Source organism: Pseudomonas sp. Pseusp88 (genome assembly GCF_047303955.1).
In the GTDB taxonomy this organism is placed as follows: domain Bacteria; phylum Pseudomonadota; class Gammaproteobacteria; order Pseudomonadales; family Pseudomonadaceae; genus Aquipseudomonas.
This window is the reverse complement of record NZ_JBGLYM010000040.1, coordinates 19,818-46,749: the sequence shown is the minus strand read 5'-3', so window position 1 is coordinate 46,749 and position 26,932 is coordinate 19,818. Positions and strand designations below refer to the sequence as shown.

General features: G+C 57.7%; 29 protein-coding genes and 1 pseudogene. 10 read left to right on the top strand and 20 right to left on the bottom strand.

The window, feature by feature from the left end; translation table 11 throughout:
- The 3 genes and pseudogenes from ACCD02_RS29165 to ACCD02_RS29155 form a co-directional block, all read right to left on the bottom strand.
- Positions 1–335 (bottom strand): annotated as a pseudogene (locus tag ACCD02_RS29165) (hypothetical protein); the annotation flags it as partial.
- 26 nt (positions 336–361) lie between these two features.
- Positions 362–745, bottom strand: coding sequence for a GFA family protein (locus ACCD02_RS29160; protein ID WP_413309548.1), 384 nt, complete (start codon positions 743–745; stop codon positions 362–364).
- 741 nt (positions 746–1,486) lie between these two features.
- Positions 1,487–2,089 carry a hypothetical protein gene (locus ACCD02_RS29155; protein ID WP_413309546.1) on the bottom strand — a complete coding sequence of 201 codons (603 nt, stop codon included), beginning with the start codon at positions 2,087–2,089 and terminating at the stop codon, positions 1,487–1,489.
- 432 nt (positions 2,090–2,521) lie between these two features.
- On the opposite strand from ACCD02_RS29155, the gene ACCD02_RS29150 reads away from it, so the two are divergent.
- Entirely contained in the window at positions 2,522–3,640 is a 1,119-nt protein-coding gene (locus tag ACCD02_RS29150) for a hypothetical protein (protein ID WP_413309544.1), read from the top strand.
- A gap of 45 nt (positions 3,641–3,685) precedes the next feature.
- Here the strand turns inward: ACCD02_RS29150 and chrA are convergent, their stop codons facing one another.
- From chrA to ACCD02_RS29130, 4 genes are all read right to left on the bottom strand, one after another.
- Positions 3,686–4,900 (bottom strand): chromate efflux transporter, encoded by a 1,215-nt coding sequence (chrA, locus tag ACCD02_RS29145; protein WP_413309542.1) that lies wholly within the window; start codon positions 4,898–4,900, stop codon positions 3,686–3,688.
- Positions 4,901–4,982: 82 nt separating this feature from the next.
- A complete protein-coding gene (locus tag ACCD02_RS29140) occupies positions 4,983–5,588 on the bottom strand; it encodes a hypothetical protein (protein ID WP_413309540.1) in 606 nt (201 codons plus the stop codon).
- Between the two features lie 165 nt (positions 5,589–5,753).
- Positions 5,754–6,389 (bottom strand): hypothetical protein, encoded by a 636-nt coding sequence (locus tag ACCD02_RS29135; RefSeq protein ID WP_413309538.1) that lies wholly within the window; start codon positions 6,387–6,389, stop codon positions 5,754–5,756.
- Positions 6,390–6,405: 16 nt separating this feature from the next.
- Positions 6,406–7,155 carry a creatininase family protein gene (locus ACCD02_RS29130; protein WP_413309537.1) on the bottom strand — a complete coding sequence of 250 codons (750 nt, stop codon included), beginning with the start codon at positions 7,153–7,155 and terminating at the stop codon, positions 6,406–6,408.
- Between the two features lie 150 nt (positions 7,156–7,305).
- Between ACCD02_RS29130 and ACCD02_RS29125 the strand changes: the two genes are divergently transcribed.
- Positions 7,306–7,458, top strand: coding sequence for a hypothetical protein (locus ACCD02_RS29125; RefSeq protein WP_413309535.1), 153 nt, complete (start codon positions 7,306–7,308; stop codon positions 7,456–7,458).
- 88 nt (positions 7,459–7,546) lie between these two features.
- Here ACCD02_RS29125 and ACCD02_RS29120 read toward each other — a convergent pair whose 3' ends face one another.
- Entirely contained in the window at positions 7,547–9,493 is a 1,947-nt protein-coding gene (locus ACCD02_RS29120) for a helicase (RefSeq protein WP_413309533.1), read from the bottom strand.
- 241 nt (positions 9,494–9,734) lie between these two features.
- Here ACCD02_RS29120 and ACCD02_RS29115 point away from each other — a divergent pair, with 241 nt between their 5' ends.
- A complete protein-coding gene (locus tag ACCD02_RS29115) occupies positions 9,735–10,145 on the top strand; it encodes an ester cyclase (RefSeq protein ID WP_413309531.1) in 411 nt (136 codons plus the stop codon).
- Here ACCD02_RS29115 and ACCD02_RS29110 read toward each other — a convergent pair.
- The 3 genes from ACCD02_RS29110 to ACCD02_RS29100 all read right to left on the bottom strand — a co-directional run bounded on the left by ACCD02_RS29110 (position 10,137) and on the right by ACCD02_RS29100 (position 12,175).
- Positions 10,137–10,622: a MarR family winged helix-turn-helix transcriptional regulator gene (locus ACCD02_RS29110; protein WP_413309529.1), complete on the bottom strand. Its 486-nt coding sequence runs from the start codon at positions 10,620–10,622 to the stop codon at positions 10,137–10,139. The genes ACCD02_RS29115 and ACCD02_RS29110 overlap by 9 nt on opposite strands.
- Positions 10,623–10,660: 38 nt before the next feature.
- Positions 10,661–10,990, bottom strand: coding sequence for a DHCW motif cupin fold protein (locus tag ACCD02_RS29105; protein ID WP_413309527.1), 330 nt, complete (start codon positions 10,988–10,990; stop codon positions 10,661–10,663).
- Between the two features lie 276 nt (positions 10,991–11,266).
- On the bottom strand, positions 11,267–12,175 hold the full coding sequence (locus ACCD02_RS29100; protein WP_413309525.1) for a DUF6508 domain-containing protein: 909 nt from the start codon (positions 12,173–12,175) through the stop codon (positions 11,267–11,269).
- A 103-nt stretch (positions 12,176–12,278) separates the two neighbouring features.
- Here ACCD02_RS29100 and ACCD02_RS29095 point away from each other — a divergent pair, with 103 nt between their 5' ends.
- Positions 12,279–13,067 (top strand): phosphodiesterase, encoded by a 789-nt coding sequence (locus ACCD02_RS29095; protein ID WP_413309524.1) that lies wholly within the window; start codon positions 12,279–12,281, stop codon positions 13,065–13,067.
- 69 nt (positions 13,068–13,136) lie between these two features.
- Entirely contained in the window at positions 13,137–13,340 is a 204-nt protein-coding gene (locus ACCD02_RS29090) for a DUF4214 domain-containing protein (protein ID WP_413309554.1), read from the top strand.
- Between the two features lie 75 nt (positions 13,341–13,415).
- Here the strand turns inward: ACCD02_RS29090 and ACCD02_RS29085 are convergent, their stop codons facing one another.
- The 3 genes from ACCD02_RS29085 to ACCD02_RS29075 form a co-directional block, all read right to left on the bottom strand.
- A complete protein-coding gene (locus tag ACCD02_RS29085; RefSeq protein ID WP_413309522.1) occupies positions 13,416–14,345 on the bottom strand; it encodes an SdiA-regulated domain-containing protein in 930 nt (309 codons plus the stop codon).
- A gap of 63 nt (positions 14,346–14,408) precedes the next feature.
- Complete coding sequence (locus tag ACCD02_RS29080) at positions 14,409–15,863, bottom strand: MFS transporter (protein WP_413309521.1); 1,455 nt, start codon at positions 15,861–15,863, stop codon at positions 14,409–14,411.
- A 122-nt stretch (positions 15,864–15,985) separates the two neighbouring features.
- The gene (locus ACCD02_RS29075; protein ID WP_413309519.1) at positions 15,986–16,405 is read right to left on the bottom strand and encodes a Rid family hydrolase; all 420 of its coding nucleotides are present in this window, start codon (positions 16,403–16,405) and stop codon (positions 15,986–15,988) included.
- A 185-nt stretch (positions 16,406–16,590) separates the two neighbouring features.
- On the opposite strand from ACCD02_RS29075, the gene ACCD02_RS29070 reads away from it, so the two are divergent.
- Positions 16,591–17,538: a GlxA family transcriptional regulator gene (locus tag ACCD02_RS29070; RefSeq protein WP_413309517.1), complete on the top strand. Its 948-nt coding sequence runs from the start codon at positions 16,591–16,593 to the stop codon at positions 17,536–17,538.
- Positions 17,539–17,571: 33 nt separating this feature from the next.
- Here the strand turns inward: ACCD02_RS29070 and ACCD02_RS29065 are convergent, their stop codons facing one another.
- The 4 genes from ACCD02_RS29065 to ACCD02_RS29050 all read right to left on the bottom strand — a co-directional run bounded on the left by ACCD02_RS29065 (position 17,572) and on the right by ACCD02_RS29050 (position 20,818).
- Entirely contained in the window at positions 17,572–18,054 is a 483-nt protein-coding gene (locus ACCD02_RS29065) for a YybH family protein (RefSeq protein ID WP_413309515.1), read from the bottom strand.
- 47 nt (positions 18,055–18,101) lie between these two features.
- Entirely contained in the window at positions 18,102–18,953 is an 852-nt protein-coding gene (locus ACCD02_RS29060; protein ID WP_413309513.1) for a DJ-1/PfpI family protein, read from the bottom strand.
- Between the two features lie 150 nt (positions 18,954–19,103).
- Positions 19,104–19,850, bottom strand: coding sequence for an SDR family oxidoreductase (locus ACCD02_RS29055; protein ID WP_413309511.1), 747 nt, complete (start codon positions 19,848–19,850; stop codon positions 19,104–19,106).
- A gap of 167 nt (positions 19,851–20,017) precedes the next feature.
- Positions 20,018–20,818 carry a hypothetical protein gene (locus ACCD02_RS29050; RefSeq protein WP_413309509.1) on the bottom strand — a complete coding sequence of 267 codons (801 nt, stop codon included), beginning with the start codon at positions 20,816–20,818 and terminating at the stop codon, positions 20,018–20,020.
- Positions 20,819–21,031: 213 nt separating this feature from the next.
- Here ACCD02_RS29050 and msrA point away from each other — a divergent pair, with 213 nt between their 5' ends.
- Complete coding sequence (gene msrA, locus ACCD02_RS29045; RefSeq protein ID WP_413309507.1) at positions 21,032–21,538, top strand: peptide-methionine (S)-S-oxide reductase MsrA; 507 nt, start codon at positions 21,032–21,034, stop codon at positions 21,536–21,538.
- A 125-nt stretch (positions 21,539–21,663) separates the two neighbouring features.
- Entirely contained in the window at positions 21,664–22,365 is a 702-nt protein-coding gene (locus ACCD02_RS29040; protein WP_413309505.1) for a DUF3053 domain-containing protein, read from the top strand.
- A gap of 160 nt (positions 22,366–22,525) precedes the next feature.
- On the opposite strand, the gene ACCD02_RS29035 is transcribed toward ACCD02_RS29040, so the two are convergent.
- A complete protein-coding gene (locus ACCD02_RS29035) occupies positions 22,526–23,452 on the bottom strand; it encodes a Gfo/Idh/MocA family protein (RefSeq protein ID WP_413309503.1) in 927 nt (308 codons plus the stop codon).
- Between the two features lie 268 nt (positions 23,453–23,720).
- Here ACCD02_RS29035 and ACCD02_RS29030 point away from each other — a divergent pair, with 268 nt between their 5' ends.
- A complete protein-coding gene (locus ACCD02_RS29030; protein ID WP_413309501.1) occupies positions 23,721–25,109 on the top strand; it encodes an ATPase domain-containing protein in 1,389 nt (462 codons plus the stop codon).
- 82 nt (positions 25,110–25,191) lie between these two features.
- On the top strand, positions 25,192–25,554 hold the full coding sequence (locus tag ACCD02_RS29025) for a response regulator (protein ID WP_413309499.1): 363 nt from the start codon (positions 25,192–25,194) through the stop codon (positions 25,552–25,554).
- A gap of 192 nt (positions 25,555–25,746) precedes the next feature.
- Here the strand turns inward: ACCD02_RS29025 and ACCD02_RS29020 are convergent, their stop codons facing one another.
- Positions 25,747–26,781: an XAC2610-related protein gene (locus ACCD02_RS29020; protein WP_413309552.1), complete on the bottom strand. Its 1,035-nt coding sequence runs from the start codon at positions 26,779–26,781 to the stop codon at positions 25,747–25,749.
- Positions 26,782–26,932 lie beyond the last annotated feature (151 nt).

Sequence of the window (26,932 nt, the reverse complement as noted above, 5' to 3'; positions counted from 1 at the left end):
CGACATTTTCGCGGATGAATCCGCTCCCACATAATTCGCGATACCTCGTACGCAACACTTAATGCAGACAGAGCCAAAAGATCCGCCCCGTCCATATCACTTCGCGCCAGTCCCGCTGTCTGTGCGCGTTCCAGCAGTCGCGTGCCGGACGCTTTCATGCTGACGCACGATGCATGCAGTGCCGAGTCGGGGTCTTCGATGGCGGCGACCATGGCGGCGATGACACCGCGCAGGCTGCAGGCGATTTCGACAATTTCCCGCAGCCAGGTCACCAGCGCCAGATCGGCCGGTTCCATGCCTTGCAGCTCCTCGGCGCGTACGGCCAGGGTGTTCACACCATGCCTGCGCACCTCGTTGAGCCTCAGTCCAGGTAAGCCCAACCATCTGCCCCATCAAAATGTCGAACCGGGGTCTTGTTGATCAGCGCCTGACCAAAGTTATTGATATTCACGCCAATATCGGCACCCGCCTCGGGCAAAATCGCTTCCCAATGGGTAACGCAGCCGCAGGTGCTACAGCGGATTGTCCTGAGGGTTTCCTTACCCCAAAGGTATGAAGAAGTGTTTTCCGGGTGCCCGACAATGTCTACCATTGCCGCGTCGTAATGAGCCCAATGTGCGCCCAGCCTGATGCAGATAGAGCAATTGCATTTGATGGCGTACGCGGGCGGATGGGCAAGCGCGATACGTACTTTTCCGCAATGGCAGGAACCTTCCAGTCTTTCATTTTTGGCTTTTATGCCCATTCTTGCTCCTTGATTGGCTCAACTTGCTCAACATCATTTTTTGAAGCGAGCGCTACTGCCAAAGCCTGATCCCCAATGTAAAAAGCGACCGTATTATTATTCTGACGGTGGATGGCAAAGAACTATTAACGGAGGAATTGACGTCTGAACGAGCCACCAGGCAGCTAAAATCCACGATATGGACTCATGAAATAGGAACGATATTTTTGCTCTGTTTATCCTGGATACTTCATCGCATAGTAAGAAAAAAAGCGCCCCATCAGGCAACCCTGACTCAGCTTGATATCATCGTTTCGAGCTCACTCTCCAGCCTCGATAACGCAACGTTTTTCCCTTCACCCCGGTACGCGACACGTCCCTCACAATCAACAACCACCCTGACTCCCGATCCCGTCCTGTCCCCCGGAAACTTGCGTAACCCCAACTCCACCACCGTATCACTCAACCAAACCGACCGATCCACCGACCAACACGCATCTGCAAACTGAAAAACACATACCCCCCGCTGCGTATCAACAATGTATGGCGAATACACCCACAGTGTATTACGTGCCTCCCAGGGCAATACTCGCACACAGTAGCGCCCATCAGGCGAAGTGGAATGCAGCTCACTCTCCCCCATCGGCATTTCAAAACCCGGCGGATTTTGTTCAGTGCGTGAGGCGGATTTACCAACTTCCGGAGAAAGAGCCGCATCAGGCTCGCCGTCAAAGCACGCCCTCAACCAACGCACAAACTTCATCACTGCGGCTTCAAACCCATGGAAAACTCGTCCAGGGTTTCCTTGTCCACCCACCCCGCCGCGCAGTCGCCGGTATAGGCGTAGCCACGGCGGGTGAAGTTCGTGCCCGCTCGGGTGCAGGGTTTGCCGGTGACGGGTTTGAACCATTGCACGGGGCGTTCGCCGTAGTCGGTGCAGATCGCATTGTCTTTGCAGTTTTCCACAGTCGCGACCGGTACGGCCTGAATGTAGTAACGCAGGGTTTCTTCTTTTTTGCCGACGATCTGAATGCAGACGAATTGCCCTTTGGACAGGTGGGCGATGGGTCGGGTCAGGTCCAGGTTGATGTTGTCGGCGAGAGTAACGCCGTCGTCGGCGTAGACGCCTGCGTAAAAACCGTCGCTGTCGCAGCCGTAGCCGCCGATTTCGTATCCGTCGGCGGTGCATTCGGGGTAGTTGTATGCGTTCTTGTGGCAGTCGAGTTGCGCGGTGGGCGCGCGGGCGGCGATGTAGGCGCGGGCCAGCTCGACGTTGCGTAGCGGGTCTTCGGCTTTGCTGGCGGCCAGGGCTGTGAGTGACAGGGCACACAGTACAAAGGAACAGATGATCTTCGGCAGTTTCATAAGGGTCTCGAGTCCTTGCTTCGGAACTTGAACAGCTCAAACACATGGCTGGGAGTGAGACGCCAACAATCCATGTCGCTAGTGCCCTGTCTCGCAAATAGAACCTGAAGCGTGTATGCGATGAAGTTGCCAATCCTCCGGCCTTTAGTCAGGCCCGTCAAACCTCAGTGGCAGGGGAGAAAGTTTCGCGATCTGATCAAATTTTTCGGAAACGTCGCGTTGTTCACACTGCGTTTGGTCGGGGTTTGACAGTGGTCCCGGAAAGATCGGAGGATCTGATGGATAACTTTTTTGGATAACCATCCTCGCTGATGGGCTCGCCATGTTAATCAGTCCCCTTTGCGTCGCTCGGCTATTTCGCTGACGGCATCCTTTCAAGGCAAGCCCGTAAAAAACACTATGAAGATCCGCTCGGCACTATTCAGTTTTCTAATGCGCGCGTTGCAGGTTGCCTTGAGCTTTGCGGGGTTTTTCGTCGCGGGCTTTACCCTGGGCATGTCGTTTGACATAGGCGCGCAGCCCTTCTCCACCATTCTGGGAGTGATTGTGCTGGGCTTCCTTGCCACGGCTCTGCACGAAGCCGGCCACTGGCTGGGTGCACGGCTGGGCGGGATGACGGTGTTACAGGCACGGCTCTTTGCCGTCGATATTCAGGCTCTGCGCCATGGAGTTCGGGCACGGTGGGCAAGAGGCGGCAAGGGGCAGTCATGGCTGGGTTTTGTGTTTGCGGCGAATGCGCCCGATCAACCCGTCCGGCGCGCCAAGCTGTTGTTTATCGCCATGGGCCCGCTGATAAACCTGATGATTGGCGGCGTTTGCCTGGCCGGCGCGGCCATCGCCTGGCCCCATGGCGGCGTGGTATTGGCGTTTGCCGCAGTCAACCTGGCCATCGGGCTGGCCAACCTGGTGCCCACCAACAAAGGCATGCCGAGCGATGGCGCGCAGTTGCTGAGCTGGTGGCGCAGACCCGATGAGCACAGCCCTGACTTTGCTTATTCGCGCTTGTTGGCGCTGTATGTGTCTGGCGTCGATGCAGCGCAGTTGCCCGCCGCTGATATGCAAACCCTGGCCCGACAACCCATGCCCATGCCGTTGGTGGCGCTGTCCTTTCGCCTTGCGGCTTTGCAAGTCGACGGCGATTGGGGCGCAGCGCTGCGCCTTGATGACGAGTTGAAAGACTTGCTCGACGCCAACCCGAAGGCCCTGGGGCCGTGCGCTGCAAGCATTGCCATCCTGCGCCGTGAACTGGATTTCTGTCGGGCGATGGTCCACGGCGACGCCGGGATATTGAATGCGCCGTTGCTCAATCGCGATATCGACTGGTACTCGCCGACACTGGCGCCGCGGTGCCATGCCCTGCAGGCGGCGCTGTCCGGCGATGGCGTCGCGATGGAGCATTATCTGGCTGAGGCCATGATATTTGCGCGGAACTCCCAGGTCCGATCCTTCGCGCCGTTTGAGGCGGCGCTGGCCCCGCAAATCCGGGCATGCCTGCGTAATCCTCAAGCCGTATCGACGGCGTTGTATTCGTCGGGTGAGCTGCAGGCGTGAAGGTGAAAGGCAAAAGCCTGCGCCAACGCTGCGAAACGGCTTTTCTCAAACAACCGCGCCGAGCAGCCATCCGCACAAACCACTGCCCAATACGACGGCCCAAGGCGGTACCTTCCAGAACATCAGGGCCACCAGGGCGATCAGGGCCAGGCCAAAGTCCAGCGGCTGCACGATGGCACTGGTCCAGACCGGGTTGTACAAGGCAGCCAGAAGCAGTCCTACCACCCCAGCGTTGACACCGGCAAGCGCCGTTTGCGTGCGCAAGCTATGGCGCAGTCGTTCCCAGAATGGCAATACGCCGATCACCAACAGGAATGACGGCGCAAAAATCGCGACGAGGCAGATCATGGCGCCGACCCAGCCAGAAGGCGGCACGTTCATGGATGCGCCGAGAAATGCCGCAAACGTAAACAGCGGGCCGGGCACGGCCTGGGCCAGGCCATATCCGGCGAGAAAAGTGTCGTTGTCCACCCAGCCGTTGGGGACCGTGGCCGACTGAAGCAACGGCAACACCACATGACCGCCGCCGAACACCAATGAGCCCGCGCGGTAGAAGGCATTTACCATGGCCAATGCCTGAGACGGCCAAGCCTGAATCAGCAATGGCAGGGCAGCCAGTAAGCCGAAGAACAACGAAAGCGATATCAGGCCTGCCTTGCGGCTGACCGCGAATGGCAAGGACTCGTCAATCCGGGTGTGCACGGGCTTGAACAGCAGCAAGCCTATGCCGGCGGTGCAGGCAATCACGCCTATCTGCCCCACGGCGCTGGGCCAAAGGAGTGCCACGCAGGCTGAGAGCGCAGCGAGGGTCACCCGCGGTACGTCGGTGCAAAGATTACGCGCCATGCCCCATACCGCCTGCGCGACAACAGCAACCGCGACTATCTTGAGGCCGTGCAACAGCCCGTTTGGCATAGCCCCGCCCCAAGTGGACAGCCCTTGGGCGAAGAGAATCAGGATGAGCGCTGAAGGCAGAGTGAACCCTGCCCAGGCGGCGACGGCGCCTGAAAATCCGGCGCGAGACAGCCCGATGCCTATGCCGACCTGACTGCTCGCCGGCCCTGGTAGAAACTGGCAGAGGGCAACCAGATCGATATAACTGCGTTCACTGAGCCATTGGCGCCGAGTGACGAACTCTTCGCGAAAGTAGCCAAGATGGGCAATCGGGCCGCCAAATGAGGTCAGCCCCAGGCGCAGGAAGATCAGGAACACCGTCCAGGCGCAATCAGGCGGGGCTGCCCTGCTGTTATTTGCCGACACGGCTCAGGCTCCTCAAAGCGGTAGTTTCAGATGAGTTTAATCGCTGCGAAATCACGCTTATAGAGTATGCGAGCCAGGCTCATCACGGTTTTTTCGCTGGATGCGCCGCAACCGTAAAAGTAAACGGCATGCGCTTCTCGGCGTTCTCCATCATGAAATACTGCCCGGCGATGCGAATCTGCCCGTTCTCTTCGTGAAAGCCCTTGCTGCCTTTCTCCACCCAGGCTGAATAAGCGTCGTCGATGCCAGGAATATCCACGTCCTGATTGCTGATTATTTTCCCGGTGGCCGGGGACAATTCCGTCACGCTCAGTAGGGTCTGCGACAGGGAGGTCGCCTGGTTGGTGTCGGTCTGGACCAATACGAACAACGATCCATCCATGGCGAAGCAGTGGGTGGCGCGGTTCTGGTACATGTCGGCGTCCGCCAGCGGGATGGCAGTCATCCAGCGTGGCTGGTGGGTCTTGCTGTCTTTGAGGTACACATAGGCGCGGCCGTCCATTCCTTCCCTGGTGGCGTCCCCGGCAACACATTCGCCGCCCTCCACCGCCGTGGAACCGTAGAGGTGGAAGGTCTTTGACCATTTGCTCTCGGCAGGCTCGGTTTTCGCGGCGGTGGCGCCATGGGCGAGCCAGGGCAAGGCGAGCAGGCCGGCAAGCAGCCAGGCGCGGGAATGATCATTCGTCACGGGTAACTCCTGTTTAGCGGGCGCGTGTGTTTATGTCGGCGCCCTGAATACCCGTCGCCCGCAGGTTGAGCAACTGATGGCACGGCACAAGACACCAAGGATGAGACCAACTTGGCAATTCAGGCGTTTCGTTACTCCCGTCGATGCAGTGCTTGAATCCAGTCACTACAAATCCAGTTGCATGACATCGTGCATGCGCTCGCCGATGGAGCGCCGCAACCAGGTCGCATGAAACTCCATTTGCTCAAGTGGAATGTCCATGCCGAAACGACGTTCGGTCGGCTTACCGTTGGTGCCGATGTAACTCACCTGGTAGTGCCCGGACCTGGCATAGCTATAAAGCAAATAGGGGGTAATCGACTGGATTGCACTGTAGGCCACCGTGATTTCAACGGGCTTGCGCATAGAGCGAAGTTCCGTGAAGGTCATGATTTGTCGCGGCTCATCGAAGCTGAACCTTGCCACGGTCGGGCCAGACCCCGCCCAACGAACCGCCACCGCGCCTAACACCGCGGTGCCGATCATGGACCCGAAAAACATGGGGCTGCCCAGCGTTTGCATATAGGACAGCGGCAACCCCTTGAGCGCCTCCGCAGCGGTGATAACCAATAATGTCAGAGCGTAAAACGGCAAACAGATCGCGATGACGACGACAAAAATAAATCCCATCACTGACAGGCCCGGATGAACAGACAGACCGTCGTCCGAATGCCAGTAAGGTGGATGGTCTTCGACAGGCTTGCCTTCGGTCACAACAGAGGTCGTCGACTGGATCAATCGGGGCGGCGCTTTTCGTTTCATCAAAGGCTTTCCGACGTCACTGCGGCGTCACCTCCCGACTGAACGCCTCCACCGCCCGCACCAGCCCCTGCGCTGCCAGTTTGACCAGTTCGCCGCCTTTTTCCGGCGTAGCCAGGGCCGGGTCGGAGCCCATGCGGCCATCAGGGAAGCGCGCGCGGAAGTCCCGGGCTTCGCGGATGGGGCCGGTCGGGGCAATTTGCGGTTGGTAGTCGGCGGTCTTGATCGACTCCGGGTAGGCCCATTGAGTGATGGCGATTTCCGAAGGCGTGGCATGGCTGCCATGGCCGACAGGGAATTGTTGATTGGCCAGGGCATTGACGCCCTCCAGATCCCACCAATTGCACAGCTTCAAGGCAAAGCCTGCAGGACGCCGGGCAAAACTGGCTTCGGCGTACAGCTCGGAGAATGCGGCTTCGATGGTGGCGACATTGCCGCCATGGCCATTGAGGAAGAGGATTTTTTCGAAACCGTGCCCTGCCAGCGAGCGAACCCAGTCACCGATGGCGGCGATAAAGGTCGAGGGACGCAGGGAGATGGTACCGGGGAAGCCCAGATGATGTTGTGCCATGCCGATATTGAAGGTCGGGCCGACGAGGATATCGGCGTTGGCCTGGGCTTGATGGGCAATGATTTCCGGGCACATCCAGTCCGTGCCCAACAGGCCGGTTGGGCCGTGCTGCTCGTTGGACCCGATGGGCACGACGATGGTGCGGCTGTGGCTGAGGAATTGTTCGATTTCAATCCAGGTTGATCGGTGTAAGAGCATCTGGGCCTCTGGGTTGGCAGGGATTGGCGGCGCGTCAGGTATATACGCCTTGGCACAGATATAACAGAGGATGGGGTCGTTGTCGGCAACGACGGGCAGCAATAGCATCAAGTGGGATCTGGGTCGAACGGACGGAGCATTGATTCAGCCATGACAGGCGCCATCGCGGCGCCGACTATCTTGGGCGCCGCAGAAGAGATGATGGCGTTTGCCGTGCTTCAGGACGATCCGGGGGCGGTGTTCAATCAGCACTTGAGCAAGTTGCTTGGGGCGTTTGGGGTGCCGATGCGACCGGCTGGCTAGTCAAGCGACGGATGCCTGCGCAGGAGCCAATTTGTCGGCGAGCGGCACGACACGAGGTTAGATATCGCGCCTCATGGTGAAAGCTCGCTCACAGGTGACTTTTCGCCCAATTTGAATGGTCTGAAATCCAGTCCTTCATATAGCCGGGCACAATCAATTTGAAGCGTGTGCGTGTGCTGCCTATATAGAGTGCAGCGAAGGCTCTGGCTGCGCTTTTGCGATCCGTGGCGCGATCGTCATAGAAAAGGTCAGGAGCCAGCATAACGGAGTCAAGTTCAAGATTTTTAGCATCGAAGACCTTTCCAAGCCTGATGATCGGCCTATCCGCCTTTTCGAGTTTAGCCCATGACGCTTCAAAATCCGCTAACTTGTAACCTCGCTGCAGCATTCGATCTATCAGTTTGAAAGAGGGATCATTCTGCATGGTATATTGCAGATCCGACCAGTCATCATAGTGAAAAAGAGCGCCATGGACCGGATGATTGCCTGCTCGATGATAAAAATTAATGCACTCTATCGCGAAGCGTTTAAACCCTTTCCTGGACTGGGCAAGAATATCAAATTTCACATTCTCATTTCCCAGCCGTTGAAACCATTCGAACAACCCCCACTCCGAATTGACCAGAATAGTAGTGCAACCATCAGGAATTTCCGTCTTATCATAATAGACGACCTGCGAATCGTGACCTCTACTTCCTTCCAGGAGGGGGACATGAACGAAGGGATTACTGTTTATCAGCGGGTTGACGACCGCTTCGATCTGCCGACCAGCTCTTACCGAATGAGAGATCTCACGATACCGCACATGCTTACCTCGGCAAGGGGCCCAACCGTCCAGTCGCTGGCACGGATCGCCAAGTGTAATGACTTGCTGATCACACCTATCTAGAAACTGAATCAGAGGAGGAGTTAAATCATGAGACTCATCGATAATTATGTGCGTGTAACGAGCTGATAGCGTTATATGTTTCAAAAGAGAGAGTTTTTTTACTAGATGAAACCCGCGGAGCGGGAGTTCGTGAGTGGGGTCGGTTGGTACGGTGGTTTGCTCCCATAACCGGGTCGCATACTGCACTAACACTTCCTCTTCGGGTTTTGAAAATGTGAACCTTTGCGGGGGTATGTGCCTTGCGGTGACGGCGTTATCACGGCCATGGCAAAAGCGTTTGACCATGCTTGTACAAATCAAGGCCACCATTGTCGAGCCGAGACGACCCACAGGGAGAAATTTTAACCGTTTGGCGACATTCTCATATGAAACCTGATGTTCCTGACGGCTTCGATATGCTCTTCGCACTAATGATTCACCGTGGGTGAACCGGAGAAGACCATCTGCCAGCTGTGAATATGTCATCCCACAGACTTTTTTTTGCCCGGCTCGGTCTAGCAACGGTTTAAGTTGTGCCCATGTGAATGCCAATACCAGAGGTTGATAATTTGCCAATGCCTCAATCATTCCACCGATCATATGGGTTTTGCCCGTCCCCGCCAAAGCCTGAATATGAAGATGGTCTTCAGGGTTGCTCAAAAAATCGGCGTAGGCACGAGACTGCTGCGAAGTTAATCGAATGGTGGCACCTGAAGGCATCGCAAAAGCCTCGGTAACAGGATTAAGCGTCTGAGCATATCGTGTACGAAAACTGAAATCCCATTGCCCACTTTCAAGCAGATAACCCTGCCCAGACAAGGCATCACTGTCGATCAGTCTTATATTACAGGACACCAGTAACCCAACACCTTCCTTGAACAGTAGAGGGTCAAAACGTCGAGCAACGAGTGTCTGAAGGTCCTCTTCACTCTTTGCGTCAAGTAAACCAACGCCCGTCTTTATTATTTCCGCAAGCTGCCTTTCTATCAACTGGAGAGTCCTGTGACGCATATCATTACTACATAGTTTTTGAACTGTGAAGACAGCCGCAGCTTCAGCGATGCTGTAGGAACTTATCTCGGATTCAAGATCCCGTTCAGAATCGACCAGACGGCGAATATGTGCAGTAGTCAGCGGGATAAACAACACTTCCGGTTTTTCGAACATGATCTGATCTTGAATGATAGCGACCGCCCAGTATTGTTATTTCCAGACATCCCAGATACAGGCAGAAAGGATCACTAGTCGTGGGAATCATCCGAAGAGAGTGTCGGATGCGTCTGGCGGCGGTATGAGCCAGGCGGAGAATCAGGCCACGACCTCACGCTCGTTGGGTACCTTGTAGATCGAATTGCATTTATACAGTCTAACTGTATATTAATTGTAATCCTCATCTCAAAGGTGCCTCATGTCCGCCACCCACAAAACCATCGTCCAACGCTTCAACCAAGAGGTCATCGCCCAGTGCCAGCGCGAGGCTTTCGAGGCGTTGGTCGCCGAGGATTTCGTCAATCACAGCGCGTCCTCGGGCCAACCTCAAGGCCGGGAAAGTCTCTGGCATACGTTCAAGAATGTGCTGCACGCAGGGTTGGCGGACTTGCAGGTCGAGGTGCTGGATCAGATCGCCGAGGGAGATAAGGTCACGACCCGCAAGCGCATCTCCGGGTTGCACAGCGGGGATCTGCTAGGGATTGCGCCGACCGGGCGCCGGGTGGTCATCGACGTGATTGATATCGTGCGCATTCGCAACGGCCAATATGTCGAGCACTGGGGGATGAACTCGTTAGGCAGCGCCCTCGCCGCCTTGCGCTCAGCCTGACTGCTCAGTTGGGTCGTCTGCCACCAGTCGCTCAAGGATTACCACAGCCTCGCGCAGGGTATTCAGTTCTGCGCAGGTGGCCTTTTGCTGGAGCTGGTCGGCCAGCCATTGGCTGCGTTGATGGCGTTGCTGCTCAACGGCAGCGCGGCCCTGGCCAGTCAGGGTGATCAATTGTTTGCGGCCATCGGCAGGGTCAGGGGCGCGCTCGACCATGCCTTGTGATTCCAGCTGATCAATGACCAGACGCATGCTCTGGTGTTTGACGTGGCGGTAGGCAGCCATCTCGCTGATGCTGGCAGGACCATTGCGGTCGATGAAGCCCAGGGTTTCCGATTGGGCTGATGAGGGCGTCTGCGCCTCGCCGCGTACCTTGCGCACCAGGTTGCCAATGATCGAGCGCAGTTGCTCGGCGACCCGATCGGCCTCAGCGGCCTCGGGCGTGAGCTTGTGCTGACCGGATTTTGCAGGCGAAGACAAGGCGGTTCCTCTGGGCAGGTGAAGCGGAAAAATAGCAACTAATCGACAATAAACAATTTCGCGCCGGTCTGGGTAAACGACCGATGCCCTTCGGCCTTGTCGCCCACCTGATAACTCATTCCGGCCGTCAGGACGAATTGCCGACCGTCTTCCAGCTCCGTGTGCAGCTCACCCTCCAGGCACAACAGGATATGGCCTTTCCAGCACCAGTGATCGGCCAGGTAGCCGGGGCTGTATTCGACCATCCGCACGCGGATCGAGCCGAACTGGCAGGTGCGCCACCAGGCGGTGCCGGTCTCGCCGGGGTGCGGGACGGCTTCGATTGCGGACCAGTCGGTGGTGCCGAAGGGGATGCCGGTGAGTTCCATGCCTGCCTCGGTAAATAACGATAGGTGGGCACCGTAGCAATCAGGGCGATGGACGCGGTAGACACAGATGCGCTGCTTTAACGGCATACAGCGGTCGGGGTTAGCTCACTCCGGCTCGTTAACTGGACGCGCTTTGAACGTGGCCGGCTTGCTGGCGATGGCGTCGGCTCAGCCACTGAAGCCATTGCGAGCGCTACGCACTCGATCGCCACCAAGGCGCTCCTACGGGTCCGGCATTTGCTTGGCGAAAGTGCGGCGTCAGGAGTTTGCAGCCACTCACATCTGCTCGCGCAAAACCGCCAATCGGTTCAACACATTCAATACATGCCCCTTCTCGACCATCGATCCCCAATGCCCATCGCAAAAGCGCTCGCCACGGATGCACCAGGTCAACATGCTCTGTATTTCCGCAAGATTGGCCTGGGCAATATAAGTCGGGCTCTTGAGCATGGTACCTGCGCCATGCAGGTTGTACTGCACATCTTCCCAGCACTCCTTGGCCAGCAGTTTATAAAAGCCGACAACCGCAGCGTCATAGTCCGGCCAATAGGTACCTTCACGCACTTCATAGGTCTTGATGGCAACGCCTTCTGGGTATAGGCGCGGAAGACAGAGCAGCAGTTCGTCTATATCGGCCGCTTGAGGGGCAGGCTCGTTTGGCTCTCGAACCAAGCTTGCAAGACGTGCCAGAAGCGCCTCATCCCGCGCCGGATCTTCGGGCAGGCGAGCGATGACGTAAAGGTCGAATGCCCAGACCCGGGGCGTGGTAAGCCCGATGTCCTTGTAGTAATGAACATGGGTGCGGTAAGCGGAAAATTCATCCGATTGCGGACCATCGGCAAATAACGAGGCAAGCGCCGCGCTTTGTACCAGCCAGTAGATATCCGGGGAGAACTCCTGGGCTTTGCTGCTGCCCAGATCCATGGCCTTTGCCAGCAGATCCCTGGCCAGTTGCTGGCCTGTCTCGCGCAGCGCCGGATCGGCGACCGGCGTAGCAAGCCTTTCTACCAAGGCGATATACGTCATATAACGATTGCGCAACGGCTCGGCGGACGGCCCTAATGGAGGGCATGCCGGCGGATGCAGAACAGCCGACCGCGGCATCGATGTGTCGACTTTGCTCTGCAGATCAGCGCCCTCACTGCGAGCGAAAAATGCTTTCATCTGGCGCACAAATTTCATCATTGGAACGTCCCTGAACATAGCGTGGTATGAGCCGTCAGCGTAAACGAAGGGACGACGACCTGGCGGGCGAATAACGCCCCTGAAAACCACGGGAGGACACGCAGTGCTTATCGCTCATTTATCAGACCTGCATATCAGACCACCCGGCGTCCTCTATCAGGGCCTGGTGGACTCAAACACCATGTGCCGACAAGCTATCGAACATCTTGATGCGTTACGCCCGCGCCCGGATGTCGTGATCATTACCGGCGATATAGTCGATGAAGGACTACCGGCCGAATATGAAATGGCGCAAACGCTATTGGCGCAGATCAAGCAACCTTTACTGATCATCCCCGGCAACCACGACGACCCCACGCTGTTCAGAACTGCTTTCGCCCACGCAGCGAGCGAAGGACCGTTGCACTTCATTGCATCAGATCTTGGACCGGTACGGATCATCGGCCTGGACATCAGCGTACCCGGCGAACATCACGGCGACATGAGCGAAGCGGCGCAGCACTGGCTTGAAGCGTCCCTGGCACAGGAACCCGAGCGCCCTACTCTGATCATGCTGCACCAACCGCCGTTTCTTAGCGGCATTCCCTACATCGATACCTACGCCTGCCGCAATGCCCAGCGGCTGGTTCAGGTGGTAGAGCGCTATCCGGCAGTCGAGCGAATCGTATGCGGGCATATTCACCGCGCCATGCAACTGCGCTTCGGCGGCTCGTTGCTGTGCACCGCTCCCAGTACCACCACCGCCATCGCCCTGAGGCTGGACGCCGATGCCCCTGAAGCGTCTTACGTAGAGCCGCCCGCCTTGTTGCTGCATCACTGGAAACCTGACACAGGGCTTATTACTCACTGGGTGCCCATCGGTACATTCCGCGGCCCCTTGCCCTTCGCCTGAGTTGGAGCCTGGCCCGGCCGTCCCTTCAACTTGCCAGTCATCCGACATCCTTGATAGCGTTTTGACCACATATTTTCGACTCGTTCAGGACACCGAGAGATGGCCGCTTCAGACTACATCGACCAGGTACAAAAGCTTTATATCGCCTATTTCGGCCGGCCCGCAGACCCTACGGGTTTGAATTACTGGACCAGTCAGGTCAACGCAGCAGGCGGTAACATGGTCGTTGCGATTGCCGGTTTCTGTTTGGCACTGTCGATCTGTCGACGATGAGTACCAGTGACATTGCGCTGGTCCTTTAAACCCCGCGTGGTTAACTCTTGCGCGCCCAACCGGGCGCGTAAGACTTCAGTTCTGCGAGCCCCGCCCAACCTCCTGCGCCTTCCTGAACACATAAAAAAGATTCGGCTCACTCACCAGATACACAGTGCCCTCATCGTCCAGCGCCACACCCTCGGCCTGGGGGACGGTCTGGGTCAAGCCATGAAAGCCACTGCGTAGCACCAGTGTGCCAACCGGCTTGTGATCGGCACCCAACTCCACCAGCAGACGCGACTGATCCGACAGGGCCAGCAGGTGATTATTACGCTGATCGAAATCCAGGCTCGACAGGTCGGTCATGAACAGGTCCGCATCACGCCCGGGGTTCTGCACGATATGAATCTCCGGTGGCGCATCACCCGTGCCTGGAAAGCCGCTGATTTCATAGATTGTCATCGGTGACTGCTCGTTGGCCACGTACAGGCGATTGCGCGCACGGTCGAAGGCCAGACCCTCGAAGCCGCGATTTCTGCGACCGCCCAGGTTGAGCACCATTTGCCCTGCAGCGCCAGCATCAAGGGATGTCGTATGGTCGTCGATCTGCACCGACATCAGACGTTGATGGCGCTCGTCACTGATCACGAAGGTGCCGGGACGTATGTACTCCACGCCTTCAGGGTCGCCAAAGCCGACCAGGGCGATGCGCCGCAGAATCGTGCCCTCCAGTGACAGCTCCACCAGTTCGGAATGCTTGTTGGTCACGGTAAACAGGGTCTGGCGCTGCGGGTCGAAAGTAAGCGCCGAGACGTCCGCCAACCCTTCTATAGGCTTACCCTGAATGACCGCACGATAGTCGGACAGCCCCAGGGAATGCTCGGGGCCGCCGCTTAACGTCTGGTACAGGTGGAACCAGGCAAGTTCAAAGAAACGCTGGGAATGGCCGATGAACGCCAATGAAACGACGAGTGCCGCACATAGCCCGATAAGCAGGTAGCGGCCTTGGGACTTGAAGCGCATGAAGGTGGCTCGCAGGGATATCGAGACAGTGTACAAGACCGCCGGTCGACGACCTAGGCTGTGTCACGCCTGTGACAACGGCCGTGCCACCTGTTCCAGTGATTGCCGTTCCGCCGCCACGCCCCAGATCGCCTGCACCAAAGCCGCCAACATCATCAAAAATGCGCCGATCACATAACCGACAAACAGGCTGCTGCGCTGCTGGCTCTGGATCAACTCGCCAAACAGCATGGGCCCGATGATTCCGCCCAGGCCAGTGCCGAAGGCGTAGAACACGGCAATCGCCAGCGCGCGGATTTCCAGCGGAAAGGTCTCCGCCACAGTCAGATAGGCTGAACTGGCCGCTGCCGAAGCGAAGAAGAAAATCACCATCCAGGCAACGGCCTGCTGCGTCACGTCGAACCAGCCCTGCTCGAAGCAGTAGCCGCTGATGGCCAGCAGCACGCCGGATACTGCGTAGGTCAGGCTGATCATGACCCGCCGTCCGATCACGTCGAACAGGCGGCCAAGCAGCAGCGGCCCGCAGAAGTTGCCCAGCGCCAACGGCAACACATACCAGCCGACGTGTTCAGCGGGCACCTGATAGAAATCGGTAAGGACCAGGGCGTAGGTGAAGAAAATGGCGTTGTAGAAAAATGCCTGGGCGGTGAGCAACGTCATGCCGACCAATGCGCGGCGTCGGAAACTGACGAATAAGGTCTGGAAGACTTCGCCCAGTGGCGTATGACTGCGCGCGTGCAGACGCAGGGGGTTGCCGGTTACCGTTGACAGAACATGCCCCTGCTCACCCAAGCGTCCTTCTATGCCTTCAACGATGCGCCGCGCCTCTTCAGGCTGACCATGGATCAACAGCCAGCGCGGGCTTTCCGGCAGCCACAGGCGCATGACCAGAATCACCAGGCCCAGCGCCGCGCCTATGCCGAAACACAGGCGCCAGCCCAGATCACCACCAACGGTCTGCGGATCGAGCAGGATAATCGCCCCGCCCGCGCCCAGGGCCGCTCCGAGCCAGAAGGTGCCGTTGATGGTCAGGTCGACCCAGCCGCGATAACGCGCCGGGGTGAACTCCTGAATGGTCGAATTGATCGCCGTGTACTCGCCGCCGATGCCCATGCCGGTAAGGAAACGAAACAGCAGGAAACTTTCCAGATTGAAGGAAAACGCAGTAGCCGCCGTAGCCCCCACGTATAGCCAGAGGGTGATGAAGAACAACTTGCGCCGCCCGAGCCGATCGGTCAGCCAGCCGAAGAACAACGCGCCAAGCACCGCACCGGCGATATAGATGCCGCCGGCAAGGCCTATATCGAAGTTGCTCATGTGCAAGGCGGGGCTGCTCTTGAGCGCCCCGGAGACGGAACCGGCCAGAGTCACTTCCAGGCCGTCAAGCAGCCAGGTGATGCCGAGGGCGAAGACCAGCAAGGTATGGAAACGCCCCCAAGGCAACCGGTCCAGGCGCGCCGGAAGATCGGTTTCATAAACCTTGCCGCGTTGCTGGCCGATATCCGCTTGCAGTTTCATCGTCGCCACTCGCACTGTGCAGTGAAGTTGAGAGTGGGCGCTTAATGAAGGAGTTCAGGGGAATTGCCGCAAACGTGCCGCTTGGCTGCACAAGCTCCTGCCCTGCCAAACCAGGTCCCTGATTATTTGCCTTCGGGGAAAACCGCGACGCTGCGGATTTCAATTTTCAGTTCAGGCAAAGCCAGCGCCTCGACGCCAATGATCGACCAGGCCGGAAACGGCTTTTCGGTGTAGCGGGCTTTTACCGGCAGGAACTCGTTCACCGTGTCTTTCAGGTTGACGTGATAGCTCACCACCTCAACCAGATCGGCCAGGGTCAACCCCTGCAAGCGCAGCACTTCCTTTGTCCGTTCCAGAGCAAACCTGGTCTGTTCGGCAACGCTTTCGGGGATCGAGCCATCGGCGCGAAATCCGACTTCACCAGCGATAAAAAGCAGGTTGCCGGCACGCACGGCCGGTGAGTAGCCATAACTCTCATAGCCGCCATGGGTCGCGGCAAACATCGGGTGATCCGCAGGGATCTCAAGCACTTTCTTGGTCATGTTGCGTGTCCTTGTTCTGCTGGGTACATCGAACGAACCGCAACTGTAAGTTTGATTCGCACAGGCACAAACGACGTTTTTCCCTCATTTCCGGACAAACACCAGACCGCCAATCACTGCACCAAAAAGAATGATTTACCATGACTCATCCGAGGGTTTTCCCCGGGGCCTAGAGTTACTTCATCATGCATCGAGTTGGATTCTTTGTTTGCCGTGGCCATGACGCGCTGGATCTTGGCGGGCCACTTTCAACGTTCAATCTGGTATCCACAGCCGTTGGTGACTCCCCCTATGAACTGCATGTCATCTCCGGAGCCGGGGGGCCGGTTCCCGGTAATAGCGGTTTGCTGATCGAGACCTCGGCGGCAGACACGAGCACTTATGACACCCTGGTGTTCATCGGCGGGGATATTGCACCGATGTCGGCACCGCAAAACGTTGCTGCCGCCAAGCAACTGGCAAGTAGAGCCTCACGGGTGGGCAGCGTATGTACAGGGGCTTTCCTGCTGGCAGAAACCGGTTTGCTGAACGGTCGCAGAGCAACAACGCACTGGCGCTACGCGACTCAATTACAGGCGCGCTTCCCGTTGACCAGAGTCGAAAGTGACAGTATCTACACCGAAGATGGGGCTATCTGGACCTCGGCGGGTATTGCTTCCGGAATCGACCTGGCCCTGGCCATGATTGAACGGGATATGGGCGCAGACCTTGCGCGTGCAGTCTCCAGGCTGTTGGTTGTTCCGTATCGCCGCCCCGGTGGGCAATCGCAATTCTCGGCCATGTCGCAAATGGAGCCGGAATCGGACCGCATCCGCATTGCCCTGAATTTTGCCAGGGAACATCTGGCCGAAGCGCTGCCGGTGGAGCGACTCGCCGATGCCGCCCGATTGAGCCCGCGCCAGTTTGGCCGGGCGTTTCGCCGGGAAACAGGTGAAACTCCGGCCCGAGCGGTGGAGCGCTTGCGGGTGGAAGCGGCGCGGTTGCGCCTGAAGGATGGCAGTGAACCCATTGAACAAATTGCTCTGGCCGTGGGCTTCACCGACCCGGAGCGAATGCGCCGGGCCTTCATCAAACTGCATGGGCATCCGCCGCAATCGATCCGGCGCGAGAGCCGACTGAGTGATGAGCGCTGATCCATCAGCGCTCATGGCATCAGCCCTTCTAAATCAACGATCAGTCGGCTTTAGCGCGCTGTTGTCGTTCCACATATCGCGATGAAGTTTCCAGACGCCGTCCTGTTTGACGAAGATGAGCATCTGCTTGGCACGCACTTTCAACTTGCCGTCGCGGCTGCGGATTGAGGCATTCGACACTTCTGTCACGACCTCATCATTACCGTAGAACTCGAACTCACTGAAAGAAACCGTATCCGGCGTTTTACCTGCATACCCTTCGGCGAAGTAGCTGGCAATTGCATCCGGGCCTGTGACCCGCTCCCCTCCCGGTTGCAGGAGAGCGCCGTCGCGGGTGTAGAGGCGCCCGATCGCCTGATAGTCGCCTTGCTTGAAGGCTTCGGCCCAACGGGCATTTTCCGACTTGATCGCAGCTTCAGTGGAGGGCTGCGGACCTGCTGCCCACGCGCTGAAGGATGTGGCAGCGAGGGCGGCAACGGCAGGTATTAACATCAGCTTGGAGAAAATGGAGCGCATAGGGAGTGTCCAGTCTGGTTGGCTAGATTTGCGGATAGGTGCGGGCTTCAACGAACGCCGGGGATGCGTGCAAGCCCCTTGGACGCGCCAGGCAGCTCCTTGTTGACCATGGCGATAACCTCTGGCCGGGCCTCACGCGGATGGCCGGAATGGAACGGCGGTGCGGGGTCATATTCGATGGCGAGCTGGGTGAATTCGGCGGCTTGCCGGCCGCGCAATTTGGCGGCAACGCGCAGGGCGAAATCGATGCCCGCCGTCACCCCGCCGCCACTCATGAACCGGCCGTTGTCGTCTTCCACGAAGCGATCCGCCACCGGGATGGCGCCGTATTCGGCCAGCTTGTTGACGAAGGCCCAATGACAGGCGCTGCGCTTGCCGTTGAGAATGCCGGTTGCGGCAAGCACCAGTGAGCCGTTGCACACCGAAGTAATGTGCCTGGCACTTTCAGCCAGACGGCGGATCTGCGTCTGGTATTCCGGCCCCATCGGCGCCGACAGATCGGAGCCACCGGGGACCAGCAGCACGTCGGTCCGCTCAATATCGGCCAGGCGCTCGGTGTTGCCATACACGACACCGAACTCCAGGGTCACGTTGCCGCCCTTGAGGCTGGCATAACGAACGTTGGTATTGGGCAGTCGATGAAAAATCTCGCTGGGGCCGGCGAAATCCAGCAGCGTGCCGCCGTCGTAATTGACGATCAGGATATTCAGCGGATCACTGGGGGCCAGCTCCGCTGCCCGACCTGTTGTCTGGGCCAGGACCGAGCCGGCATGGCCCAGCAAACCGCTGCCAGCCAGTACCGCACCAACGGTGGCAACACTGCCGAACTTGAGAATACTGCGGCGGGAATGGCCGGCCTTGGCGAGCGACTCGCCACTGTTATCGTTATTGTCGGTCAAGATAACTTCTCCTTGCTCTTCGCCCGCCCTGGAAGCACCGCAGGGTCAGGCACGTTTGAACAACCACCACAACTAAAAACGTGGCGGGTACGATCAATATCTGCATAAGTTGCATTGACGCGTCCGGCTCTGGAATCAGAAACCGAAGACTTAAAGTTGCGAGGCGCCACCGTCGACAACCAGTTCGCTGCCGACCACATAAGAGGATTCGTCACTGGCCAGATACAGCGCCGCATAGGCGATGTCCTCGGCCTTGCCCATGTGCCCCACGGGGACGAACTTGGCGAACTCGTTCTTGAACTGCTCAAGATCCGCGTCCGCCATGCCCCATTTACCGAGCAGTGGCGTGTCGATGCCGCCGGGCGCAATGGCGTTGAAGCGGATCCTGCGGTCGAGAAACTCGAACGACCAGCTCCGCGCCAGGGAGCGCACGGCGGCTTTGGCGGCGGCGGTCAGGGAAATGTTGTGCTTGCCGGTCTGGGCGACGAAGGAGGTATTCAGGATGAACGAGGCACCATCACGCAAATCCGCCAGTACCGCCTGAAGGGTGAACACCACGCCCTTGACGTTGATATCCATGATCTCGTCATAAAGCGCCTCGTCGATATCACCGAGCGCCGACGGGAAAGCCCGGCCAGCATTGGCGAAGACGATATCCAGGCCACCGAACTTTTCCTTCGCCTGAGCTGCAATCGCCCGCATGTCCTCGATGCTGCGCACGTCGCCCTTGAGCACCAGCGCGTTCTCGCCCAGCTCGGCTCGCACCTGCTCGAATACAGACTCATCACGACCGGTAACCGCTACCCGTGCGCCATGGGCAATAAACAGCCTTGCGGTCGCCAGACCGATGCCACTGGTACCGCCGGTGATCAGAGCTGCCTTATTCTTGAGTCTCATCCTGTGTTCCTTTTTCTGCTTGATTTGCGCAGATTATGGAACTCGAGGTAGAAGGCTCAAAGGACGTATAACCCTCAAAAAACGTCACCTTATTGCGAAATAACAGGTCAGTCCCGCATGAGCAATGTGTTCGGCAAACGAAAGCAGTCCAGGGCATCGCTTATGGCTCAGTACTTGTAGACAAGCCCCAGCTTGCCCATGAGCTCCAGTGCATTGACCAACCCCAGACCATTCATGGGCAGGCAGGCAAAGGTCTGGCGCTCATCGAAATAAGTACCAAGCGCCAGCAGCTTCAAATCGTGGGCTTCCAGTCGGGTATTGAAGTACTGCAGCAGCGCCCGCTCCCAATCCTTGGCGCGGTTGACGCCATCAATGGCTTTACCGTCAGGCGCGGGGATCTCGATGTTCGACTGCTGAAGCGGTGCAAGGGCATTGACGGCGGCGACGCCATGGGTCGACCACTCCTTCCATTCGAATTCAGCCAACTGATTGCCCCCGGCCAGCGCGGCCGCGACTTGAGCCCAGGCGCAGTCCTTCTGCCCCGTCACAGCCGGGATATTCTCAATCAGGGTTTGCGCCCTTGCATCATCAAACAGGCAATAAAACAGGTCGGTCAGGACCTCGGCCAGATCGGGTTGCGGCCCTTGCTTCTGTGTATCCAGATCCTGACTCAAGCGTAACCAAAGCCGCTCCAGCTCCGCCCAGTCCTCGTCATCCATGTCGTCATCGATCATCTGCGCCTTGTGACCACGGTTGTAGTTATCCAGCCGCGTCTTGCGTACACGAATCCCACCCTCGGCGACGTCCACCGCATAGCTGCAGTTATCCACATAGTTGGTCTGGAAAACGATGCGATCAGCAAACACATCGTGAACAATACTTTCTTCATCATCGAAATACGCCGCGCCCTCGGGCGTGCCGTGGGCGGTAGTGATGCGTTGAAACGACAACAGATCGATAGGCTTCATGGGATTTGATCGTCTGGATGAGAATGTGGGGGGACACGTCGCAACCGCTGAACCGTAGTCGGCCCGGGCTGATCGTACAACAAGGTAAAGGGCTGCGGATGCCGGACGCCCCGCGAATACCGCCGGGATATTTGCGCGGTTCAACCTTGGAATCGGCCAGCGCGCCCTCATAACATCGGCTATATCCAACGTCCCCGAGGGGAAGGACAGACCATGACCAGTCAAACCGAAACCGCCATCCTCGCCGGCGGCTGCTTCTGGGGCATGCAGGACCTGCTGCGGCGCTACCCCGGCGTGCTGCACACACGGGTCGGCTACACCGGTGGCGATGTGCCCAACGCGACCTACCGCAATCACGGCAACCACGCCGAGGCCATCGAAATCGTCTTCGACCCTGCCGTCATCAGCTACCGGCAGATCCTCGAATTCTTCTTCCAGATCCACGACCCAAGCACGCCCAACCGCCAGGGCAACGACCGCGGCCCCAGCTACCGTTCGGCGATCTATTACCTCAGCGAACAGCAGCGCGATATCGCCGAAGACACGGCGGCCGATGTCGACGCCTCGAAGCTGTGGCCCGGCCCTGTGGTCACTGAAATAGAACCGGCGGGGCCGTTCTGGGAAGCCGAGCCGGAGCACCAGGACTATCTGGAGCGGATTCCCAATGGCTACACCTGTCACTTCATCCGACCGAACTGGAAGCTGCCCAAGCGCGCCTGAAACCCGGCAGTGAACTGAAATGCCATCGCAGGGTCTGCTTATCTCAGCTCACGCTTTAAGCCTGCGCACCCTGGGCAGGGGCGATCTGTGCCTGTCGTTATCGTTGTACTCTGGAGATTACTTACATGAAGTTCATGCTTCGCCCTCACCTGCTGCTGGCCCTGGCGCTTCCTCTGGTACTGGCCGCTTGCGGTAACAAAGAACCCGAACAGCGAGCCGCCTTCTCGCAATTCCTGCAGACCCGCATCATCGACAAGCCTGGCGTACGAGTGCCCAAGCTGACGCCGGAAGAAGCCAAATCGTTCGGCGACTACAGCACCCAGTATGCGGTCATTACCGATTTCAATACCGGCATGGATAACTCGGTCAAACCTCTCAACGGCCTTATTCAAAAAGGTGCCGTGCGTTCGTTGAATGACGTGATTGCCCATCGCGACGACTTCAAACAGATCCAGAGCGGTCTCAATGATATGGGCACGCAGCTCACCGCAGAGCAGGCCAAGGCCGACGCCGCCCACGCCCAGCTCAAGCAGCCGGATGACCTGAAAGTGGTGTACGACAAGGCCTATGAAAAGACCGTGAGCCTGCCGGCCAATACCTTCAAGGAGATCCTGCCGCAGATCAACAGCACCTTCGATAGCAGCCTGAAAATTGCTGACTATGTGAACGCGCACAAGGACAAGATCGAGATCAATGGCGCGATCATCAAAGTCAATGATCCGAAAGTGCAGACAGAATTGAATGCGCTGTTGCAGGACTTGAATGTCCAGGCCAAGAACGTGCAACAGGCTCAAGCACGTTTGCAGACGGTGATGCTCGGTCGCTGATCCAGGCCGTGAAAACGCCGGAACCAGGTTCCGGCGTTTTTGTTTGTGTCAGCCTGACCGCTAATACAAATGCGTCGAATGTACTGGCCTTTCGCGAATGAGTTCGCTCCCACCGAGCCACGGTGATTGATCAGCAGCGGCTCCAGGTGTGCTGCTGCCATCAGTCGTAAAACGCCTCAACCAATGTTCGGCTGCCGACAAAAAAGCTGTCCGCCACCAGTCGCAGCGGCTGCAGGTCCAGGTCACTGGCCTTGTCGCCGATCAACTGCTGGAAATGCCGGTACACCGCTGCGTACTCGCCCTCTTCCGACACCGTCTGACGCACGCCGTCGATACTCAGCAGCGCGCCGCCGTTGTCCAGACGCAGGACACCGTCCGTGCAGCGGATCTCGATGCTCCAGAGTTCATCATGACCGTGGTCGAAATCGAATTCCGCATGCACATCGAGTTGCTGCGCGTCAGACATCTTGATACTGGCGGCGATGGGCGACTGGCAGTTGTCCGGGACGCGCAGTTCGGCGGACTCGACGAACAACGGCAGCGCCAGCAGGTGGGTGACGATCGACAAGGCATTGATCCCCGGATCGAATACGCCCAGGCCGCCGGGCTGCCAGATCCAGGTCTGACCGGGGTGCCATTTGCGCACATCCTCCTTCCAGTCGATCTGCACACTTTGCAGGGTGCGGGTAGCCAGCCAGTCTCGGGCAACCGGAATACCTGGCGCATAACGCGAATGCCAGGCGAACAGACCGCTGACGCCCTGCGCCTCGACCTGGCTTACCAAAGCCATCGCCTCGCCCAGGGTGGCGCAAGGCGGCTTTTCCACCAAGACGTGTTTACCCGCAGCCAGGGCCTGTTGCACCAGGGCAAACCGACCTTGCGGGGGTGTGCAGAAAGCAATCGCATCCACCTCCGGCCCCTTTGCCAGCAGTTCACCCAGGGAAGTGAAGTTCTCGACCCCGGCGCAGGGCTGCCCCTGGGTGGCAACGGCCACCAGCTGGAATGCGGGGTTGGCGCGGATAGCGGGGACGTGTTGGTCTTGGGCGATCTTGCCGTAGCCCACCAGACCGAGACGAATCGGTTGCATCAATGTCTCCTGAGTTTTTGTACTTATGTCGGGGCATCAAATTAGACGTAAATCAACGGAAAGAGAAATATCTCTGCGCTAATAAAGCCGAAATCATCGATAGCATTGAACTTACCTGCGCCCGCGTGCTCTGGTGCTGGTGCACAGCCTCGTTCCCTGGCGTTGCTTGGAAAATGCCGGTAAAACGGCAACAATACAAAGCCGTACAATTTCGCGAAGAAGCTCGCACCTTTACACGCGCCGTATAGCACTGGCAGAGGGCTCAATTTTGGATCAGCTCAAGCGCCTTCGTAGTGGCATCGAAGGACTGGATACATTACTCAAAGGCGGACTCGTTGCTGGCGCCTCTTACATCATTCAAGGACGTCCGGGATCAGGCAAAACCATTCTGGCGAATCAGCTTGGTTTCAATCATGTAAAAAATGGTGGCCACGTCCTGTTCGCCACGCTGCTGGCCGAACCCCATGATCGTCTGTTTGAGTTCATGTCGACACTGAGCTTTTTCGACAAGAATGAAATTGGCGCGAAGATCCAGTTTGTCAGTGCCTTTGACACCCTCGAAAACGAGGGGCTGGACGAAGTTGTAAAGTTGCTGCGCAGGGAAATCAGTCGGCACAAGTCCACGGTGATGATTCTTGACGGGCTGCTGAATGCGCGCTCGAAAGCAGAATCGCCGCTGGATACCAAAAAATTCATTTCGGAATTGCAGGGCCACGCGGCATTTGCCGGTTGTACCGTGCTTCTGCTGACCAGCTCTCAGCTCGACGACGGCAGCCCCGAGCACACCATGGTCGATGGCGTTATCGAGCTGGGTGAGGAGTCCATCGGGCCACGAACCGTGCGCCGTATCAAACTGCGCAAGACCCGTGGCAGCGGGGCAATTTCCGGCATCCATGAGTTCGAGATCACCTCCAACGGCATCACCGTCTATCCACGAATAGAAAGTGTGCATGTTCAGCCGTCCCATGAAGACCGCGAAGATATCACCCGCTTGAGCAGTGGTATCAAGTCCATGGATGCTTTGATTGGTGGTGGCCTGGCGGACTCGTCCATCACCCTGGTCTACGGGCCCTCGGGCGTCGGCAAGACATCTCTGGGCCTGCAGTTTCTCAGCGAATCCACTGTTGAAAACCCCGGTCTGCACTTCGGCTTTTATGAGTCACCGCAAAGGCTGAGGCTCAAGGCCCGTTTCATGGGCCACGACTTCAAATCCCTGGAGGCCAGCGGGGCACTTCATCTGTCATGGCATTCGTCTACCGCAGGACTGATCGACAAGCTGGCCTACGATCTGCTGGCGACGGTCGACCAATACCGGATCAAACGGGTATTCATCGATAGCCTTGGCGGCATGACCCGGGTGGCGGCGGATAAAACCCGCGTCCTGGATATGTTTACCGCGTTGATGGGAGAGCTGCGCGCTCGTGGTATCACGGTAATGGCCTCATGGGAGTTGGAAAGCATTTTCGGCGGTAATATCGATGCGCCGGCGCCAGATCTGTCCAGTCTGGTCGATAACCTGCTGTTGGTCAGGTTTGCTCAAGACGGCGCTGAACTAAAGCGACAGCTCTCCATTCTCAAGATACGAGACAGCGCGTACGACCCTTCCCTACTGGAGGTTGTCTTTAGCGAATCCGGGCTAGATGTGAAGAAGGTCTGAAGATGTCATCGGTACCCAGGTCCATACCATCGTTACCGTGGTCATCGCCGGTTGTGAAAGTGCTCTCTCGGGCGAGCATTTTATGACGACCATATTGATAGTTGATGACGAGTATCTGATTGCCGATATCTTGAGTTTTGCGCTCGAAGAAGAAGGCTATCTCACTGTGACCGCAGGTAACCCGCTCAAGGCCCTGGACATCCTCGATCGCGAGCGCCCTGACCTGATCATCACCGATTTCATGATGCCCAGCATGACCGGTGTGGAGTTAGCCGAAGCCGTCAGATTGCGCCCTGGTCACAGCCAGACACCCATGGTGCTGATGAGCGGCGCCCAGGCGCATATGGGCGTGGAAAGAAGCGACCTGTTTGTCGATGTCCTGCAAAAACCGTTCGATATCGACGAAGTGATCCGCAAGGTGCGGGACATCGTCAGCCCGGACTGACTGTCGCGCAGCAAACACTTGGCAAAGGGCGGGAGCAATCTTGTGGGAGCGGATTCATTCGCGAAGAGGCCAGAACATCTGACACATTTGTAACGTCTGCAATCCCGCTTTCGCGAATGAATTCACTCCCACCGAGTTTCGGTAATCCAGTAGTACGTTTTGCGTTATTGATAAGAGCCCGCAAGCGGGCACTTACTGCGCAACAGCCTTCAATGCCGCAGCGACATCCTCGAGAGACCCCTGGGCCGGCTCCGGCAGCAACTTCAGCTCGGTCACCTTGCCACGTATCACCACCTGCATGCTTTTCGGCGCGCCATGGCTATCTCCAAGAATTCGATAAGTCGTGTCGCCGCGCGCAAAACTCAGGGTATGCCCGGCACTGTCATAGTCGAATTGCTCGGTGTCGGATTCGGGGTAGACCAGGCTGACTTCACTCTTGCCATCGACTGCAGCGTAATACACCGAGTCACTGATGCCGGGGGTAAACAGGACAATCTTTTTACCGGACGGCGCCAGCTTGAACGCCAGCAATATCTTGCGCTGCTCATCGTCCTCCCAGACGATGCGGCTGGTTTCAACCATCTTGCCGTTTTTATTCTGCCCGTGAGTTTCTTCGATCAAGCCCGAGGGCGAGGTCTGGTCGATCACCGTATGGGTTTGCTGATAGGGCTCGCCGTCACGGATGCTGTAGGTGGCCATTTCATGCAAGCAGCAACCGTCCTTGGTCATAACGCTCAACTGACGGGTTTTCTTGTCGACGCCGAACATTCCGCAGTAGTTCTGGGCCAGGTCGGTAAACGAATCGCTGTGAGTGAAGCCATCTTTCGAGCCCAGAAATACCTGGAAGGACGGGCCGTGATAGCAACTGTTCTGGCCGTCCATCAACGCCAGGTCCTTGATGCCATCGAAGTTGAAATCCTCATAAATCAGCACGCTTTGCTCACCGTAGGGCAACTCATGGACGTTGGCCTTGACCTCATTGGTGCTGGAATTGGTGTCGAGCACCAGTTCGTCTGACTGCACCTGCATCAGCACCGCGCCGCTTTTCTGGTCGTATACCCTGATGATTCCGGGGCGGAATACATCACTGTCATCGGAGACTTCCAGCGTTGCCCGGTATTTATCGGAAAACTTCTGCAGGCTGTAAGTGGTCCTGGCGGAGCTCTCGAACTTTGCCGCGTCCATTTCTCCGTAAGCTTCAGGCTCCGGGGCTGCCGAGGCCAGCATTGGGACTATCACCCCGAACAGTATTGCGGTATTGGTCAATAGACGTTTTATGGTCGAACCTGGCACGGCAAGAACTCCTGTTTGTTTCGCCCAGTATATTGCATGCACCCGCGCCGTATCCCCAATGAAAAAGCCCCGGCAATGGCCAGGG